Here is a 15,982-nt window from a genome sequence, read left to right on the forward strand (position 1 = left end):
TAAGCTTTGAGCTGCGAGCTTTGAGCTACGAGCCTAGAGTTTTTTACTCGTAGCTCAAAGCTCATAGCTAGTAGCTTTATTGGATTCCGTAACTATTTAATAACTTCTTATAGTGCTCGCTGTTCCGTCTGCGGATGCTTTCCTTGCCCACTAGATCCTGTATACGTATGATTCCATCAATGATGGCTTCCGGACGTGGAGGGCAACCTGGAACATACACATCAACCGGAACCACCTGGTCTATACCCTGTAACACACTATAACTATCGAAAATGCCACCGCTACAAGCGCAGGCTCCTACCGCCATTACCCAACGAGGTTCGGCCATTTGCAGGTAAACCTGACGCACAACCGGGGCCATTTTCTTTGCAATCGTTCCCATTACCATTAACAGATCACACTGGCGTGGAGAAAAGCCTAAACGCTCAGAACCAAAACGGGCCAAGTCGTAGTGCGATGCCATAGTAGCCATGAATTCAATACCGCAGCAAGAGGTAGCAAACGGTAATGGCCAAATAGAATTCTTACGAGCCAAGCCCACTACATCACTTAATCGGGCTGCAAAGAAGCCTTCACCTTGATAGCCTTCAGGCATTTCTGACACACTAATATCACGCTCTAGCGGCTTCTCATGAATATTATACGAAACTGGACGAGCCATAAAATTCAATTTGATAATTTGACAATTAGCTAATTAGCTAATTTGCTAATCAGCACATTATTTAGTCTTCCCAATCTAACGCTCCTTTCTTAATAATGTAGATAAATCCACATAAGAAGAAGCCAACAAACATAAGAACAGCCCAAAAACCGCTCCAACCCAACCCTTTGAAATTCACAGCATAGGGGTAGAAAAAGATTACTTCTACATCAAATAACACAAACAGGATAGCTACCAGGAAATACTTGATAGCAACTGGTTGGCGTGCCTCTCCATGGCTTTCAATACCACTGGTAAAGGTGGCTAATTTATCGGATGTTTGGCGTTTTGGTCCTAACAAATGGGTTACAACCATTAATAAACCAATCATTCCTATAGCGAAAAGTAACTGTAACCCAACGGGTAGATAGCTTTCTGCACTATTCACATTAGCGACCGCCCGGGTAACGTCGGCCTGTAATAAATGGAACATAATACGTATATAGGCCGCAAAAATAAGTTACTCCACTGAATCTCAGCGTTTAAACTTTATAAGTGTTTTTCTAAGGTTTGACTTTAAAAACTATGATAAGGAATGCCACGGTTATAAACCCCTCTTTATAGGCTTTTAAAACCCCTAGCAACCGTGGCATTCCTGCCTGTTTTTATATAAAAAAAGGCCTCTCCTAAGAGAGACCTTTGTATAACTAAGAAGAAATCAGACGATTATCCTTTCTTCGTTCCAGTTGGCTTTGAAGTAGCGCTGGGCGAAGAGGTTTTTGGCTTGCTAGCCGGAGTAGTAGGTTTAGCAGGCTTTGCAGGCGCTTTTAACTTGTCGATGGTTGCTTTAAAACCAGCGTTTTCCGGATCAAACTCCAACGCTTTTGTCAAGTAATAAACACCTTTATCCTTGTCTTGCTTTACGTTTACATAGTACGTAGCCAGGTTAGCAGCTGCCTCTATACCGTAAGCTTTATTTTTCACTTTGTCCCTGGAAGACACTTCCAACAATTTCTCATACATAGGAATGGCCAGGCCTTGCTCTTGAGTAGAATCAATTCTACCTAATGAACGTGCACTCCATAAGTAACCAAAGGTACTGTCTGGGAAAGCAGCGCTATATGCTTTGAATACGCTGTCTGCTTTTTGATAAGCACCACCCTGGTAATAAGGCAGACCAATCTGGAATAAAGCGGCTGGATTAGGAGTAGGGTTTAGTTTATAGATAGCTAAACGGATATCCGCTTCAGGCACTTTCTTACCATTAGTCTTTGCCCAGTCAGCAGCCTCTGTTAATATGTTCATTTTATTACGCAGACTGGTATCTTCTTTAGCTGCATCTAAATAGATGTCAACTACTTGCTCAGGATTTTCTTTAGCGTAAACAGTGGCCTTTAAGGTTATATCTTTTCCTACACGCTGATCAGCGTCAGTCTTTTCAAACAACTGGTCTACATAAGGCCTAGCAGCTGCTGTGTCACCTTTTCCTAAGTAGGAGTAAGCCATCATTCTATAAGTACCAGGCTTAATTTTATCTTTTGACTGAGCAATTACGTTCTTACCGATGGTAATCGCTTCATCATATTTTTTCTGCTGGTACAAAGCTGCAGCTTTGAACACCTCATTTTGAATACTTGGATCAGCTACTGCAATATATTTCTGCGCCCATTGCTCAGCAGCAGCCGGATCGTTCTTATAAAAAATATTATAAGTATAGTTTTCCAAGTAAGCCGGAGCAAACTTAGGATCAGCAGCAATTGCTTTGTTCAAGTGGTCTAATACCACATCCCAGTTACGTTGTGTTTTATACACCAGCGCCATACGGTAATTAGCAAGTGCAGGGTTACCTTGAGCCGCCTTCATATAATACTCAACCGCTTTACCACCTTCTTTTGCCTGACGATAAGCGTTACCCAAAGTGATCAAAACATCAGCATTGTTGGGCGCTAACTGAGCAGCCTCATTTAATTTGGTAATAGCATAAGCTGCATCACCACCCTTTACTTCTACGTTGGCACGGCCTACAGCATTTAATACATTAGGATCAGTACCTTTTTTCCCTTTGCTCAGGCTAATAGCCTGTTCAAAATGCTGACGAGCTTCATTGGTTTTACCTTCTTCCAGCTCTACCTGGCCCATTCCAGCCAATACCAATGGGGCATTGCCATTGGAAGTCAATGCTTTTTCATATACCTGGCGGGCACCAGCTATATTATCTTCAGCTAACTGTACCTGACCTAACCAATAAACAGCTTCCATATTATTAGGGTTGGCGGCAATCATCTTTTCAAATGTGCTTCGGGCACTCGAATACCGCTCCGCATACAAATGTCCTACGCCTTCCTGTATCGATTGCGCAAACGACGCAATGGTCAAGAATACGGAGAGGGTTAATAAACTTGCTGATTTCTTCATTTTCCTTCTTTTTAATAATTGTTTCAAGATAGATTCAAAAACTGTTCTCTAGTTTACTTAATAGTTGTTAAACTCTCTTATTAGCTGTAAATATTACTCGCTCAGGTTGGCATCTCTCTTCGTGAACGACATCCAGGCCGGCATTAAATACGCCCGCTTAAAGATAAGCTGGCCGCGTTGTGTTGTCAAAAAATTAGCAAAGCCTAAGCCCAGCCCTTGATGACGCTCTTTTAATATGTAGGTAAGATCCCGTACCATGGGGTAACGGCGGTAATAGATATTAGCCTGTACGGGCTGTACGTATCCACCGGGACGGTCTGTACTTTCCAGGTTGGCCAGTTTTACTTTTTTCAAAAAAGAAAGCTGTGTAGTATCCTCTTTGTTGCCAACCCAACTAACACCTATAAAACCAATTGCCTTAGGCGTTTTAGCTACATAATCTATGACGCCCTGGCTACTTTGTGCTGCCACTACTTTTGGACTTAATGGCGCTCCACGTAATACGGAGTCCATTACAAAGCGAACTGTACTGGTTGCTTTCACCCCATCAAACACGGGTGTCAGATCGTATGTGCTTTTGCCCGTAAGCAGATCTTTGATCTCTGCCATGGTAAACATGGAATCAGCCGACTGCGGATGTACAATTACAGCTACTGCATCGTAAGCTACAATACTCTTCTTAGGCGACACTTTCATGGAATCCTCTAAAAAGGCTTTCTCATCATTTGTGAAACCACGCGTGGTAATGATCAGACGGATGCTGTCTACGGCCAGATCGCGCAGGCAATCGGCCTCCGGCTTGTAATGTGCAATGATCTTGGCCTCCGGATAAGAAGCCTCATAGATCTGTATCTGTGAATCAATAACGGGCTTGAACGATTCGTCTACACTGATGTGTATCGTTCCTTGCTCTCTGGTATCCGTGGGCTGATTGGACGAGTTTTTATTGGAACAACTATTTAGTAAACCAACTGCCCCCAAAACATAACACCAATTTTTGAATCTTTTAAGCGTATCCTTTATCATTCTCCTTTATAATAATTCTTTTTATAACCTCTATAAATGCGCCAGATACCATAAACCACCAGCAAACCGCCGAATAATTTATCCATATCTGAAGGTGGACGGTTCATTAAGGTCCACCCCATACGCTCATAGATCAGGAAATAAATACCAATGCCTAACAGCAGGAAACCCATTACATAATCTAATACTGAACGGATTCCCGTAGCCTTGTGTCGTCGTTGTTTCTCATAATCTTCCATCGTTATCTACGTTTTGGGAGCAGGCAATTTAAACAATTTTTATTCTTCTACGCCTTGAAACGTTACAGGCTGCACAAAACTAACAGCAATATGATGTCCATTCTGAATAGCTGGCCTCCACTTTGGCATTTTCTTCATAACACGTAAAACCTCACGATCAAAGCTATTTCCGGCCGATTGTACAATTTCAAAACCAGTCACTTCTCCTGTAGCACTAACCATAAACCGCACCTGTACTGTTTTACGCTCCCCGGCCGCCAATTCATCTGGCGCCTGTAAATAGCGGCTCAAAAAACTACGCCAAGCCTCTACTCCACCAGGAAATTCGGGCTGCTTTTCTATTGGATCAAAAATGGTCTTCTCTGGTTCTGGAGTAGGAGCTGGTGTGGCATCACCGCTATCAGTATTCACTGTAGTGTTACGAGTGCCATCCTCAGGTACACCATCAACATTCTGATTTCCAATAACCGCATTTTCTATATCATTAATGGTAGGCAAAGGCTCAGGAGCTAGATCATCAGGCACTATCACTATGTTATTATAATCTACCTGTGCTACCTGCTGCACCTTGGGCGGCTCTACGGGTGCGGGTGGCGGCAGCTCCTCCCGAGGTATTTCAACATTCGTCAATTCTACCACACCAACATCCGGCAAAGAAGAGCGTTCAGATGAAGGAGCAGAAGGAAGTGAAAACAAAAACAATAAAAGCAATACGCTACTCAAACTGATAGCTAAGGCTACGCCCATGCGATTGGCATAAAACTTCCGAAGCGCATAAGCGCCATACTGCTTGTTACGGTTCTCAAAGAGAATGTCTAGCATGCTGGATTGTAAAATTTCATGGCTGGTCATGGTTAATCGTTTAATGATGAGATGCAGGGAACGGGGAGATTCCATAAAAAAGTTCCCAAGTTTAAAGCTGCACGCTACAAGCTGCAAGCTACACGCCTTAAACAGCCGATCGTGAAACGTCAAATGGGTGACGTGAAAGGAAGGCTGCAAGCCACAAGCTGACGCTTCAAGCAAAACAGTCGACTTCTTTTATAGTTCCCTCTCTCTTTATTGAACATTGAGTATTGAATATTGGGCATTGAACATTTCCTTACTTCCTTATTCATCATTCCTTGTTCCTTGTTCCTTGTTCATTATTCTTTGCGCCTTTCCTCCTTCGCGACTTTGCGTGAAACCCAATGCGTGCAGCGTGCAGCTTGTAGCGTGCAGCTATTTGCCTTCCCTGGCCTACCTTTGCCCCCGTTATGAAAATTCTAATGGTGTGTTTAGGGAATATTTGCCGGAGCCCTTTAGCAGAAGGCATTTTAAAACACAAGGCCAAACAGGCTGGCCTAAACTGGTTGGTGGAAAGTGCAGGTACCAATGGCTATCATATTGGCGAACCACCACATCGGCTATCGCAAAAAGTGGCTAAGCTGAATGGTATCGATATCTGTGATCAACGCTCCCGCCAGTTTGTAGTGGGCGACTTTGACCGCTACGATAAGATCTACGCCATGTCTGATGATGTGATTGATGAAATCAGGCGTATAGCCAAGCATAATTACGATGCAACCAAAGTAGACCTGCTACTCAATGAGGTTTATCCTGGCGAGGACCGCTCTGTTTTTGATCCCTGGTTTGGCGAAGAGCCAGGCTACCACGAGGTGTATCAAATGATCAGTGAGGCTTGTGATGCCATCATAGAAAAGGCCCCCTGTCCCCCGAAGGGGGAACCTAAGTAGTTGCAGTACTGTAATTATCTTGCAGGCCTAAATGCAAGTCATATATGCAACTTCAGAAGCAGAATGACATACAACACAACAATTAAAGAATACGAATCAAAATAAAAAGCATGTCAAAAAACTCCCCTTCAGTGGCAGGAACCAAACCTTCTCTTCCACAGGGCACACGTGATTTCGGACCCGATGTAGTACGCAAACGCCAGTATATATTAACCACCATTAAAAACGTATTTGAGCTCTATGGTTTCCAGCCATTGGAAACACCCGCTATGGAGAACTTAGAAACGCTAATGGGCAAATACGGTGAGGAAGGTGATAAACTGATCTTTAAGATCCTAAATAATGGTTTGAATGACCCTAAGAACATTGACAAAGCCAAAGCCGCTTTTGAAAATGTATTACAAGGAAAGAATGATAAGAACTTAACAGAGCGTGCACTGAAATATGATTTAACTATTCCTTTTGCCCGATACGTTGCTATGAATCACGGGCAACTAACGTTCCCATTCAAGCGCTACCAGGTGCAGCCGGTATGGCGCGCCGATCGTCCACAGAAGGGTCGCTACCGCGAGTTTTACCAGTGTGATGCCGATGTTGTAGGCAGTAATGCACTGATCAATGAAGTGGAGTTTGTTAACATCTATAACACCGTATTTCAACAATTGGGTATTGAAGGCTATGAAGTGCGCCTGAACTCTCGTAAAATCCTGACAGCACTTGCAGAACTTTGTGGTGGCGCCGATAAGATGTTAGATATCACTATTGCTATTGATAAACTAGACAAGATTGGCCTGGAGAAAGTAAAAGAAGAACTCACCCAGCGAGGTTTAACCACCGAACAGATTACCACTATTGAAACCTACTTAAACGTTGATGGATCTAACGAAGAAAAGCTACAACATATCAAGGCCCTACTTCAACAATCAGAAATTGGTAACAAGGGGATTGAAGAACTAGAGTATGTGTTGTCAATGGAGCACACTCAACTACCCATCATCGATTTCACGCTGGCCCGCGGTCTAAACTATTACACGGGTATTATCTTCGAAGTAAAGGCTCCAGCCACCGTAAAGATTGGCTCTATTGGTGGGGGTGGGCGTTATGATGATCTGACCGGTTTATTTGGAGTACCCAACATTCCAGGTGCCGGTATTTCATTTGGCGTCGATCGCATTTATGATGTAATGGAAGAACTAAACTTATTTCCCCAGACCATTGCTCAAGGCAGCAAAGTATTATTCTTTAACCTGGGGATTGAAGAAGCCAAAATTGGATATGCACTGATGCAGCAACTGCGTAAACAAGGAACCGCTGCTGAAATCTATCACGAGAATGTGAAGATGGACAAGCAGTTCAAATATGCTGAAAAGAAGAATATCCCTTTTGCAGTGATCCTTGGTAGCCGCGAATTAGAAAACAAAATGTTGGTGGTGAAAAATCTGCAAACCGGCGAGCAGCAAACCCTGAAGCAAGAAGAACTGTTATCCTATTCTTTCTAATCATTTCACACAACATATAAAAGAAACAGCCTGCAGTAAAAGCAGGTTGTTTCTTTTATACAACATTCTTCACTTCTACTTTTAGTCTATCCATAATACATACAACAATCTTCTCTAAGACTATTGCTGGCTCATAGGAATCTGAAATTTGCACTTCTACACTTAGCTCATCCACAGCGTACTATCCAACGCACAAATCTGCACGAAAAAACTACGATCCTTTGACATTCGATTGTAAATGCCAACCTTGCAAAAAAATGCATTATGTCGAAATATATCTTCATGGCAGTTTTTTGCACCTATGCCACCATCACCACCTACGCACAAACCTCAGATGCCGAAGCCGAAGCCATGGTTAACTTATTAGGCGTTCAGAAAAAAGAAGCCATTGCAAAACTTGTAGCCGTTAGTGGTAAAGACTCTGTTGCCTTCTGGAAGATTTACAACGAGTATCAAAAAGAGAACATAGCACAGGCAAAAGAAAGAATTAAGCTATACGAACAAACCGCCCAATCTTACGGCAATATGACACCAGCAGTAGCCGACTCACTATCCCACAGATACTTTAACAACCGCGTGTCTCAGGAAAAAACCCTGCAAGAATATTATAAGAAAATTAAAGCTGCTACAAATGCAGTAATCGCCTTTGAATTTTATCAGGCTGAAGTATACTTGCTAACGCAGATCAGGGCTTCTATTATGCAGCAAATTCCTACTTATGGAGAAGTAAAGATGGCAACTAAAAAGAAAGAATAAAAAGCAGCCAGCTTGAACATAGCAAGATGCATTTACAATCAGGCCTTTCGCATTTCGAGTTTTAGTATTCAGATTTGTTCCTTGAAATTTGGATTCTGGATTCTGGAATTTGGATTTTATTTTTTCTTATTTGCCTACATTGATTTCATGTTTACCAAACTTGTAGCCAAAGGCAGTACCTGGCACATCGCCATAATACAAGCCCATGTTAGATGGAATTGTAAAAGTTGTTTTCATCAGTTGCTCATGAAGCGAAGCATCCTGCTTGGCGCCATTTACCATTAATGCATCTTTAGTAAGAGAAAACCACTGCACGGATTCAGCATTTTTTACAACACCATTTTGAACCAGTAACTGGATAACATCTTTTACCTTTTGCTTTTGTATAGCTGTGAGGGAATCTTGTATATGAAACGAATGTTCTCTATGCAAAGAATGCGTTTGCTTTTTTTGACCTGCTTCCATTTGATGCCGTTGCATCTCTAGTTTCCGTTGTTGCGACTCAATCTTTTTGTGCTCGGCTTCTATTTTCTTTTGCTTTACTTCTATTTCCCGTTGCTCTATGATAATTTCTTCTTTCTCCTTTTTATCTTCTGCCTCAACTCTTTTTTGTTCCAACTCACCTCGTTCCTTTTCTATTTCAATTCGCTGAACCTCTATTTCTTTTCTTTGCTGTTCAGCAATCACACGATCCTTTTCCATTTGTTGGCGGTCCTTTTCTACCTGGGCTGATTTAGCTTCTATCTCCTTGATCATTCCAGAAAAACGAGCAGCTTCTTTTACATCCCGTTCCTTACCATTAATACTAAAGGATACAATCACTCCTTTTTCCTTTCCAATTTTATAGCGATTGCCAGATTTTACTGTTATTTCTGTATACTCAATTTCTTTTGTTGGACTGGCATTCGTATAGATATGCACACCGGTAATGCTATCTTTCTTATTGGGCTTACCAATAGTATCAGCCATAGCTTGATCGCTATTTTCAAATGCGCTCTTTTCTATTGTGTTAATTACAGTTGCATTCACTGGTTCTTCCAAAGTGGCAGCAACTATGGTTTGTTTTGTAGAAAGAATATGCGCTGACTTCTCATTAGTTTTCTTTACAGCGTCTGCTGGTATAAAAGAAAAAGATACAACAGCCACTATGCTCAGTGATAAAAGTATTTTCTCCATAGATGTTAGGTTTTTATTTTTTTTATTGATCATCCGCTTGATGCGGTCCAGTAATAATGAATGTCTTCCTGTTAATGGCATGGTATACGCCACCTGGTTAAACTGTTCCTGGAAGGTCACCAGGGCTTCCATATATTGCTTGGGCTGGTTGCTGTAAGCTGTAACCATAGCGTCGCAACACACTTCGCGTTCCTGGCGAATGACGGTTAAGAGCCAGTAAACAGCCGGGTTAAAAAAGAAAACAGTTTCAATGCATTCAAGGAAAATATTGATGGCAAAATCTCTTCGTCTTACATGTGCTAATTCATGCAGAAGGATGCTCTCTACCTGCGCTGGCGACAGCAGCGTGAACATGCCTAATGGAACTAAGATCACAGGCTTGAAGTAACCTATTGTGCAGGGCACTTTCACCAATACCGATTCCAGTATTTGTACAACCCTGCCAATTTTAAGCTCTTGAGCTAGTTCCTGTACACGAGCCACCCATTCTTCGTTAGGTGTTTGGGTTCCTTGTACCCGGCATTGCTCCAACCCACGCATACCCACCACCAACTTTATTGCTTTCCAAAGGAAAACCACCAGCCAGCACGCTACCAAAATATCGGCATAAGCATTGATGCCATTCACTAGTTTTTGCCAGAAAGGAGTTGCTGTTACTGGAGCAACATTCGCGTCATATACAAATACATTTCCTTCCAGGTTACCTACGGTAGTAGTTACTTTAGTAAACTCGGGCAACTGGCTGTAGCTTATAAAAAAACAAGCAACGCTCGCCAATACAAACAGACCACTGATACCTAATAGCATATTATAGCGAACAGCAGGATTACTACGGGTAGTAGCGGCGATGACCAGTCCTGCAAACGCGGCAGCCACTACACCTAGCCAAAGCGAGTGCAATAAGGCATAGCAAATAGATAGAACCAGGTGATGCAGGTCTATCGATAATAGCGTCGTATTAGTGAGCATCTTTATCTAGTTTTTTGATCATTTCTTTAATAGCATCCAACTCTTTCTTTGATGTTTTCTTGTTGCCTAGCAACTGCATCATCAAGCTACTGACGGAGCCGTTGTATAACGTATCTACAAACTTGTTGAGCAATAAACCTTTTGTTTTTCCTTCTTCCTCTGCAGCGCTGTATACGTGTTTCATGCTGGATTCATCGCGTAGCAATAACCCTTTGTCCACCATGATCTGCATGAGCTTGAGCGTAGAGGTGTATTGTACTTCACGCTTTTGCTCATTCAGTTGATCATTTACAAAGCGCACAGTGGACGGCCCATGCTCCCAAAGCACCTGTAGAATTTCCAGCTCTGATCGTGTAGGCTCCGGTTTATCCTGCTGTGGCTGACGTTTTGCTTTCATAACCTAAAGGTAGGAAAGTTTTCGTACGAAGAAATACCATACCTCCCTCTCATTAACCATTCATCCCATTGAGTACGCGTCAGATCCTTACCATTCATCCCAATTATCACCAAGCTAAAATGACTTACTCAACTGCTACTACTAACAGAAATAGCAGCCGTTGTAATCCAGACAGTCATTAATAACTTATTGATAGTAGAGGCATTATATATATAATAGCTATACTGGTAAGTAACTAGTCAACTAGCTAATCCACCAACTCTTATAGAAGTATACCTGCAGCCCTCCTGTTTGGCTTGCTATGGCTGTAATAGCAGCGTAACTTTAGGAAGAGGGTAAGAAGATGAAAGCATTTTAACCCAAACAGGCTGTTTACATATAAAATAGTTGCTATACCACCTCATTTAGTACCATCGAAAAGAAGAAAGCAGGCCAATGCATTCATGCACTACCCTTTGTTACAACATGCAAATGGATTATCCATTAAACAGGAACAATGTATGAATACGAAACTTACACTAATTATAACATTCCTGCTATTCAGCTCCTTTACTTATGCGCAATGGGAGTTACGTGCTGGTATTGGCATAGCTAACCCCATTACAGGCTATAAAACCATAACCGGCAGTGGTGTGTTGTATCAGTTGGACGCTGCCAAACATTTAAATAACAAACGCTGGTCGGTAGGTCTTACACTGGCCTGGGCACGCATGCATAACGACAACGACGCATCGGATAAGTTTATCAATACCCGGTTAGATCAAGTACCCATTTTAGCTACTGCGGAATATGAGCTAACCACCACCAAATTGATACCCTATGTGGGCCTGGGCTTAGGAGTTAGTCTTTACAATCTTAATTATGATGTATCACCAACGGAAGGTGAAACCGACTTCAATGCCAGCTTTAGCATGATGCCCCGGCTGGGCGTTAAAATGCAGGCCAGTGAACACTGGATTCCTTTCCTGGAAGTTAATAGTCCCTTTGTAATGGATGGTCCTCCAATAGGCGTTGATAAAGGAGAAAAAGCCACTGGCTATGTAGGTGTGGCTATAGGCACGGCTTATCGGTTCTAACTTATAGTATTACTATCTGTTTCTAATGCTTGCTGATACAGGCGCGCCCATTAGGTTTTACCACTATTTTTAGAGGATAATTTGGTATCTTTAGCGTCTTCTCTAAAGTGGTTATTTCTTCTCTACTTATTCCACTTTTCTTTACTATTTCTTACGGTTTATTGCAGCATCTACTAAGTCTGGATACGGGTGAGGCATCAGGTGAGGAAGGGCTGAGGTACGGGTGAGGTACGGGTGAACCTACACGTTCCCTACTGACTTATAGGACGTTTCCTAGACGTTACTATGAAGGACGTATGACGTAAGGTGGAGGATGTCTGAACCGGGATTGGGGGAGATTTAAGGATTTGCGGGAATATGGCTGATGTAAGGATGGCTGATGGCTGATTGGAGAGGGAGAGCAGCTGCTGAAATAAATTACGCCTGCCAAAAGCAAGAGGGCTGCTCTTCGAGGGGGCCGGCGTGTGACATTCAAGGCAATTTACATGTGTATAACTAAAGAGGCTGCGGCTTGTAAGGATAAAAAGGAAGGGTTATTTTTACTAAATAATTTAGTATTAAACTTAAAAAAACAACCCTATGGCACGACAGGCAGGACCACTCTTTATTACCGGAACGATTGACGATATGGTGTTTTACCAGATGAACGGCAGGTACTACATGCGCCTAAAAGGCGAACCCACCACTGGTACCAAAAAACGCATGAGCCAGGACGAACACTACCCACTGCTGTGCCTGCGCAAGCGGGAGTTCAAGGAGGCTTCTAAAATGGTGCGCAAGTGGTACTACACCCTGCCCAAGACAGTGCGCAAACATGGGCTGTTTGGCAAGCTAACAGGTAAGGCCGTACGGATGTTGCGCAAAGGCATGACGGAGGAAAAGATCAAGGCCTTACTGTTGCAGGAGTTTGGAAAGGTGAAGCCAACTGTTGAACAGACTATCCCTACGATGACTGTAGAAACAGATAATGCACCCAAATTGGTTTCACTACCAACTTATACTCCACCTAAACCCAAACGCAAAAGCAAAAAGCTTACTACTGGCCGCTTATCGTCCTGGCAGGTGAGTGAGCAGGGACAATTACAGAAAGAAGTGGTAAAGCCAAAAGCAATAGTGACTAAACAAGATAGTGGTACAAGCTTTTATGCTACACAGGGGTATTATAGTACCTGGACATGCAGTGGGTGGTAAACAGTGGTTAAGCATAGAGGTTGTTTGTCAACACTACACTACTTTAACTTTACCATTCCCTTCTCATTCACAGAGCCTGACAAAGGCGATATGCGGGATTAAATTAAAGTGATGTGGTATGAATTGAAAATGGATATAGATGCTTACTTATCATCGGCTGTTTTGACAATATGCCAAAAACTGATCTTACGACGAGTTACAAAACCCAGCTTCTCATATAAGCTAATGGCACCTGCATTAGTATCTGCAACATGCAGGTAAGGAAACTTATTCTCGCTAAAGATTTTATTTGCTGCATGTGCCACCAGCTGTTTCGCATATCCCTTTCCGGTATAATCGGGGTGCGTAACCACAGCACTCACCTCTGTATATTCATGCATCTGCATGCGCTCTCCGGTAACTGCCACCAGCTTTTCATCTTTATAAATACCAAAGTATGCGCCTAGCAGTGGCGTTTTCTTTCTAAAATAGCCAGGCTGCACTAAATTAACAAGGTCAAAAAGCTCATCATATTGTTGGGACTGCAGTTCCACTATCTCTTCAGTGATCTCTAATGCAGGTTGTTGGTCCAGCACCATTTGCCTACAGGCCAATTCATTTTGCAGGATCAACCCTTCTGGCAAACCAGGCCTATTACCCACCACAAAAAAGCTATCAGCCAACCTTGCATACTTATTCAGCGCATCGGCTGTTTGCTCCATTGCAACAAAACCTCCAAATGGACAATAATCGGGTTGGTAAAACTTTACTTCATCGTATACAATAGCAAACTGTTGGTGTGTTTCGGTCAATGAATACCAAACCGGGTTGTCTAGTTTTTCCACTGGTGTGGGCATTTAAGAACGAAGATACATGCAAGGAAATCAATATTCGATTACTCACACAGTTCTATAGTGATAACAAAAATGCTGTTTTCTACTACCATTCATCAACTCATATCTCTCATCAACAACTCATCCCCTTGCCATTTCTCATTGTAGCCAAGTTTTCGTTTATTTGGCCCTTAATCAAAACCCGAACCCGTCTTATGAGAAACGGAAGACTGTGGCTTTATGCAGCCACTGCCCTTACGCTAGTGGGCGTATCTTGTAAAAACAGCAGCAAGTCTGATCTGATGATCCCCAAGGATGCAGCTATCGTTATTCACATCAACAGTGCCTCTTTATCCTCTAAATTATCCTGGAAAGAAATTCAGCAAGCCGAATGGTTTAAAGAAATCAATAAGGAAAGCACTGACAGCATGGCTAAACAGCTTTTAGCTGATCCTGCTACATCAGGCGTAGATACCAAGCAAGACCTGGTATACTTCATGAAAAAGCAAGGCAAGGGCGGCTATATGGTATTTGAAGGCTCCGTAGCCGATGCTAGTAAGTTTGAGAAGCTAAACAAGGAGACTAACAAAAATGCAGAAGTCAAAAAAGATGGCGATCTGACTCAGATGCAACTGGAAAACAACGCCGTGGTGACCTGGAAGGGCAACAAGTTCATCTACATCTTCGATGCGCCTTTCCTGAGCATGGCCAGCAGTTATACGACCAACGATGGCGAAGGAAGCAATGCTTTCCCTGCTGATAGCCTAAAGAAGTTTGCCAAAGACATCTTTGCATTAAAAGGTGACAACAATCTACCCAATGATGACCGCTTTGCCGACATGATTGCAGAAACCGGTGATGTGCACCTGTGGATGAACAGCAGCAATCTTTATAAAGGTGTAGTAGGTGGTGCATTGTCGATGATGAAAGTATCATCATTATTAGAAGGGAACGTAAGTGCTACTACGCTAAACTTTGACAATGGCAAGATCAGTTTTAATGCTACGCAGTACTATGGTACTGAAGTAAAGAAGCTATTGGATAAGTACGAATTCAAGAATGTAAGTGCCGACCTGATCAACCGTATTCCTACCCAGGATGTGATTGGCGCCTTTGCTATGAACTGCCCTCCAGAATTATTAAAGGAGATCTTTGTACTGGCCGGTATTGATGGTTTAGTAAACGCTGGATTAGCGCAAATGAATTACAGCATGGATGAACTGGTACAGGCTACTAAAGGCGAATTATTGTTAGCAGTAAGCGATTTAAAGGTCAAGGAAAAAGAGATGTTTCCTGGCACTGCGTATGCCTATAAGACAAAAGATCCAGACATGAAGTTCTTAATGGCAGCTTCAGTGAACAACCAGGCAGCATTTGAAAAATTGGTAGGCATTGTAAAAAAACAGCCGCACGATACTACGAAAACTTCTGTTATTGATTATAAGATCGAGAACAAATGGTTTGCTGTTTCTAACGAGCCTGGCTATACGAGCAAGTTCTTAGCGGGCGGCAATAACAAACTAGCCTTTACCGATAAGATCGCCGGCCATCCATTTGTAGCTTTCCTGGATATTCAGAAGATCTTAAAGTCGACTGAATCTAACATGACTACTGAGCTGGAGAAAGGATCTATGACAGCCTCTATCCGCTTGTGGCAGGATGTAGTGATGTATGGTGGAGAGTATAAAAAAGGAAAGATGACCTACCATGTAGACATCAACCTGGTAGACAAGAATACCAACAGCTTGAAACAGTTGAATAGCTATGGCGGTCAGATCTACACGTTAAACAAGCAACAAAAGAAAGCCCAGATAGAGGCAAACGAAATGTATCCTGAATCTAGCGATGTTATTACGGATAGTACTTATTCAGTAGAAGCACCTTCTAAGTACTAATCCCCTTTTCAATAAAGCGGGCGTATCAAGTTGACAGAGGACAGTTGACCGTTGACAGTGTGCTACAGTCCTCTATCAACTGTCCTCTGTCATCAAAAAGGTGTACTGAATAATTTAAATTGGTATTACCCCCTTTTTATACAAAAGCTACAACT

General features: G+C 42.5%; 15 protein-coding genes. 6 read left to right on the forward strand and 9 right to left on the reverse strand.

Annotation, left to right across the window (positions count from 1 at the left end):
• Positions 1 to 76: 76 nt before the first annotated feature.
• The 6 genes from SY85_RS11035 to SY85_RS11060 form a co-directional block, all read right to left on the reverse strand.
• The gene (locus SY85_RS11035; protein WP_066404451.1) at positions 77 to 661 is read right to left on the reverse strand and encodes an NADH-quinone oxidoreductase subunit B; all 585 of its coding nucleotides are present in this window, start codon (positions 659 to 661) and stop codon (positions 77 to 79) included.
• Between the two features lie 61 nt (positions 662 to 722).
• On the reverse strand, positions 723 to 1,133 hold the full coding sequence (locus SY85_RS11040) for an NADH-quinone oxidoreductase subunit A (RefSeq protein WP_066404453.1): 411 nt from the start codon (positions 1,131 to 1,133) through the stop codon (positions 723 to 725).
• Positions 1,134 to 1,366: 233 nt separating this feature from the next.
• Positions 1,367 to 3,055: a tetratricopeptide repeat protein gene (locus SY85_RS11045; RefSeq protein ID WP_066404454.1), complete on the reverse strand. Its 1,689-nt coding sequence runs from the start codon at positions 3,053 to 3,055 to the stop codon at positions 1,367 to 1,369.
• A gap of 93 nt (positions 3,056 to 3,148) precedes the next feature.
• The gene (locus SY85_RS11050) at positions 3,149 to 4,036 is read right to left on the reverse strand and encodes a PstS family phosphate ABC transporter substrate-binding protein (RefSeq protein WP_226999064.1); all 888 of its coding nucleotides are present in this window, start codon (positions 4,034 to 4,036) and stop codon (positions 3,149 to 3,151) included.
• A gap of 41 nt (positions 4,037 to 4,077) precedes the next feature.
• Positions 4,078 to 4,320: a hypothetical protein gene (locus tag SY85_RS11055; protein ID WP_066404458.1), complete on the reverse strand. Its 243-nt coding sequence runs from the start codon at positions 4,318 to 4,320 to the stop codon at positions 4,078 to 4,080.
• A 39-nt stretch (positions 4,321 to 4,359) separates the two neighbouring features.
• Positions 4,360 to 5,217: an energy transducer TonB gene (locus SY85_RS11060; protein WP_082886375.1), complete on the reverse strand. Its 858-nt coding sequence runs from the start codon at positions 5,215 to 5,217 to the stop codon at positions 4,360 to 4,362.
• A gap of 359 nt (positions 5,218 to 5,576) precedes the next feature.
• Between SY85_RS11060 and SY85_RS11065 the strand changes: the two genes are divergently transcribed.
• From SY85_RS11065 to SY85_RS11075, 3 genes are all read left to right on the forward strand, one after another.
• Complete coding sequence (locus SY85_RS11065) at positions 5,577 to 6,056, forward strand: low molecular weight protein-tyrosine-phosphatase (RefSeq protein ID WP_071890984.1); 480 nt, start codon at positions 5,577 to 5,579, stop codon at positions 6,054 to 6,056.
• A gap of 110 nt (positions 6,057 to 6,166) precedes the next feature.
• The gene (gene hisS / locus SY85_RS11070) at positions 6,167 to 7,555 is read left to right on the forward strand and encodes a histidine--tRNA ligase (protein WP_066404464.1); all 1,389 of its coding nucleotides are present in this window, start codon (positions 6,167 to 6,169) and stop codon (positions 7,553 to 7,555) included.
• A gap of 264 nt (positions 7,556 to 7,819) precedes the next feature.
• On the forward strand, positions 7,820 to 8,311 hold the full coding sequence (locus SY85_RS11075) for a hypothetical protein (RefSeq protein ID WP_066404466.1): 492 nt from the start codon (positions 7,820 to 7,822) through the stop codon (positions 8,309 to 8,311).
• A gap of 126 nt (positions 8,312 to 8,437) precedes the next feature.
• Here SY85_RS11075 and SY85_RS11080 read toward each other — a convergent pair whose 3' ends face one another.
• Positions 8,438 to 10,456 carry a M56 family metallopeptidase gene (locus tag SY85_RS11080; protein ID WP_066404470.1) on the reverse strand — a complete coding sequence of 673 codons (2,019 nt, stop codon included), beginning with the start codon at positions 10,454 to 10,456 and terminating at the stop codon, positions 8,438 to 8,440.
• On the reverse strand, positions 10,446 to 10,853 hold the full coding sequence (locus tag SY85_RS11085; protein WP_066404472.1) for a BlaI/MecI/CopY family transcriptional regulator: 408 nt from the start codon (positions 10,851 to 10,853) through the stop codon (positions 10,446 to 10,448). Before SY85_RS11085 ends, SY85_RS11080 begins: the two co-directional genes overlap by 11 nt.
• Positions 10,854 to 11,353: 500 nt before the next feature.
• On the opposite strand from SY85_RS11085, the gene SY85_RS11090 reads away from it, so the two are divergent.
• Both SY85_RS11090 and SY85_RS11095 read left to right on the forward strand, forming a co-directional pair.
• On the forward strand, positions 11,354 to 11,929 hold the full coding sequence (locus tag SY85_RS11090) for an outer membrane beta-barrel protein (protein ID WP_066404474.1): 576 nt from the start codon (positions 11,354 to 11,356) through the stop codon (positions 11,927 to 11,929).
• Positions 11,930 to 12,508: 579 nt separating this feature from the next.
• Complete coding sequence (locus SY85_RS11095) at positions 12,509 to 13,120, forward strand: hypothetical protein (RefSeq protein ID WP_066404475.1); 612 nt, start codon at positions 12,509 to 12,511, stop codon at positions 13,118 to 13,120.
• Between the two features lie 143 nt (positions 13,121 to 13,263).
• On the opposite strand, the gene SY85_RS11100 is transcribed toward SY85_RS11095, so the two are convergent.
• On the reverse strand, positions 13,264 to 13,944 hold the full coding sequence (locus SY85_RS11100) for a GNAT family N-acetyltransferase (RefSeq protein WP_226999065.1): 681 nt from the start codon (positions 13,942 to 13,944) through the stop codon (positions 13,264 to 13,266).
• A 203-nt stretch (positions 13,945 to 14,147) separates the two neighbouring features.
• Here SY85_RS11100 and SY85_RS11105 point away from each other — a divergent pair, with 203 nt between their 5' ends.
• The gene (locus SY85_RS11105) at positions 14,148 to 15,827 is read left to right on the forward strand and encodes a DUF4836 family protein (protein ID WP_158512963.1); all 1,680 of its coding nucleotides are present in this window, start codon (positions 14,148 to 14,150) and stop codon (positions 15,825 to 15,827) included.
• The last annotated feature ends 155 nt before the right edge of the window (positions 15,828 to 15,982 follow it).

It is taken from the genome of Flavisolibacter tropicus (genome assembly GCF_001644645.1).
GTDB classification, from domain to species: Bacteria; Bacteroidota; Bacteroidia; order Chitinophagales; family Chitinophagaceae; genus Flavisolibacter; species Flavisolibacter tropicus.

Excerpts from the sequence above, each read along its gene's own strand:
- SY85_RS11040 (WP_066404453.1), bottom strand. The coding sequence starts at position 1,133 with ATGTTCCATTTATTACAGGCCGACGTTACCCGGGCGGTCGCTAATGTG.
- hisS (WP_066404464.1), top strand. The coding sequence starts at position 6,167 with ATGTCAAAAAACTCCCCTTCAGTGGCAGGAACCAAACCTTCTCTTCCA.
- SY85_RS11065 (WP_071890984.1), top strand. The coding sequence starts at position 5,577 with ATGAAAATTCTAATGGTGTGTTTAGGGAATATTTGCCGGAGCCCTTTA.
- SY85_RS11055 (WP_066404458.1), bottom strand. The coding sequence starts at position 4,320 with ATGGAAGATTATGAGAAACAACGACGACACAAGGCTACGGGAATCCGT.
- SY85_RS11080 (WP_066404470.1), bottom strand. The coding sequence starts at position 10,456 with ATGCTCACTAATACGACGCTATTATCGATAGACCTGCATCACCTGGTT.
- SY85_RS11035 (WP_066404451.1), bottom strand. The coding sequence starts at position 661 with ATGGCTCGTCCAGTTTCGTATAATATTCATGAGAAGCCGCTAGAGCGT.
- SY85_RS11095 (WP_066404475.1), top strand. The coding sequence starts at position 12,509 with ATGGCACGACAGGCAGGACCACTCTTTATTACCGGAACGATTGACGAT.
- SY85_RS11105 (WP_158512963.1), top strand. The coding sequence starts at position 14,148 with ATGAGAAACGGAAGACTGTGGCTTTATGCAGCCACTGCCCTTACGCTA.
- SY85_RS11075 (WP_066404466.1), top strand. The coding sequence starts at position 7,820 with ATGTCGAAATATATCTTCATGGCAGTTTTTTGCACCTATGCCACCATC.
- SY85_RS11085 (WP_066404472.1), bottom strand. The coding sequence starts at position 10,853 with ATGAAAGCAAAACGTCAGCCACAGCAGGATAAACCGGAGCCTACACGA.
- SY85_RS11060 (WP_082886375.1), bottom strand. The coding sequence starts at position 5,217 with ATGGAATCTCCCCGTTCCCTGCATCTCATCATTAAACGATTAACCATG.
- SY85_RS11090 (WP_066404474.1), top strand. The coding sequence starts at position 11,354 with ATGAATACGAAACTTACACTAATTATAACATTCCTGCTATTCAGCTCC.
- SY85_RS11045 (WP_066404454.1), bottom strand. The coding sequence starts at position 3,055 with ATGAAGAAATCAGCAAGTTTATTAACCCTCTCCGTATTCTTGACCATT.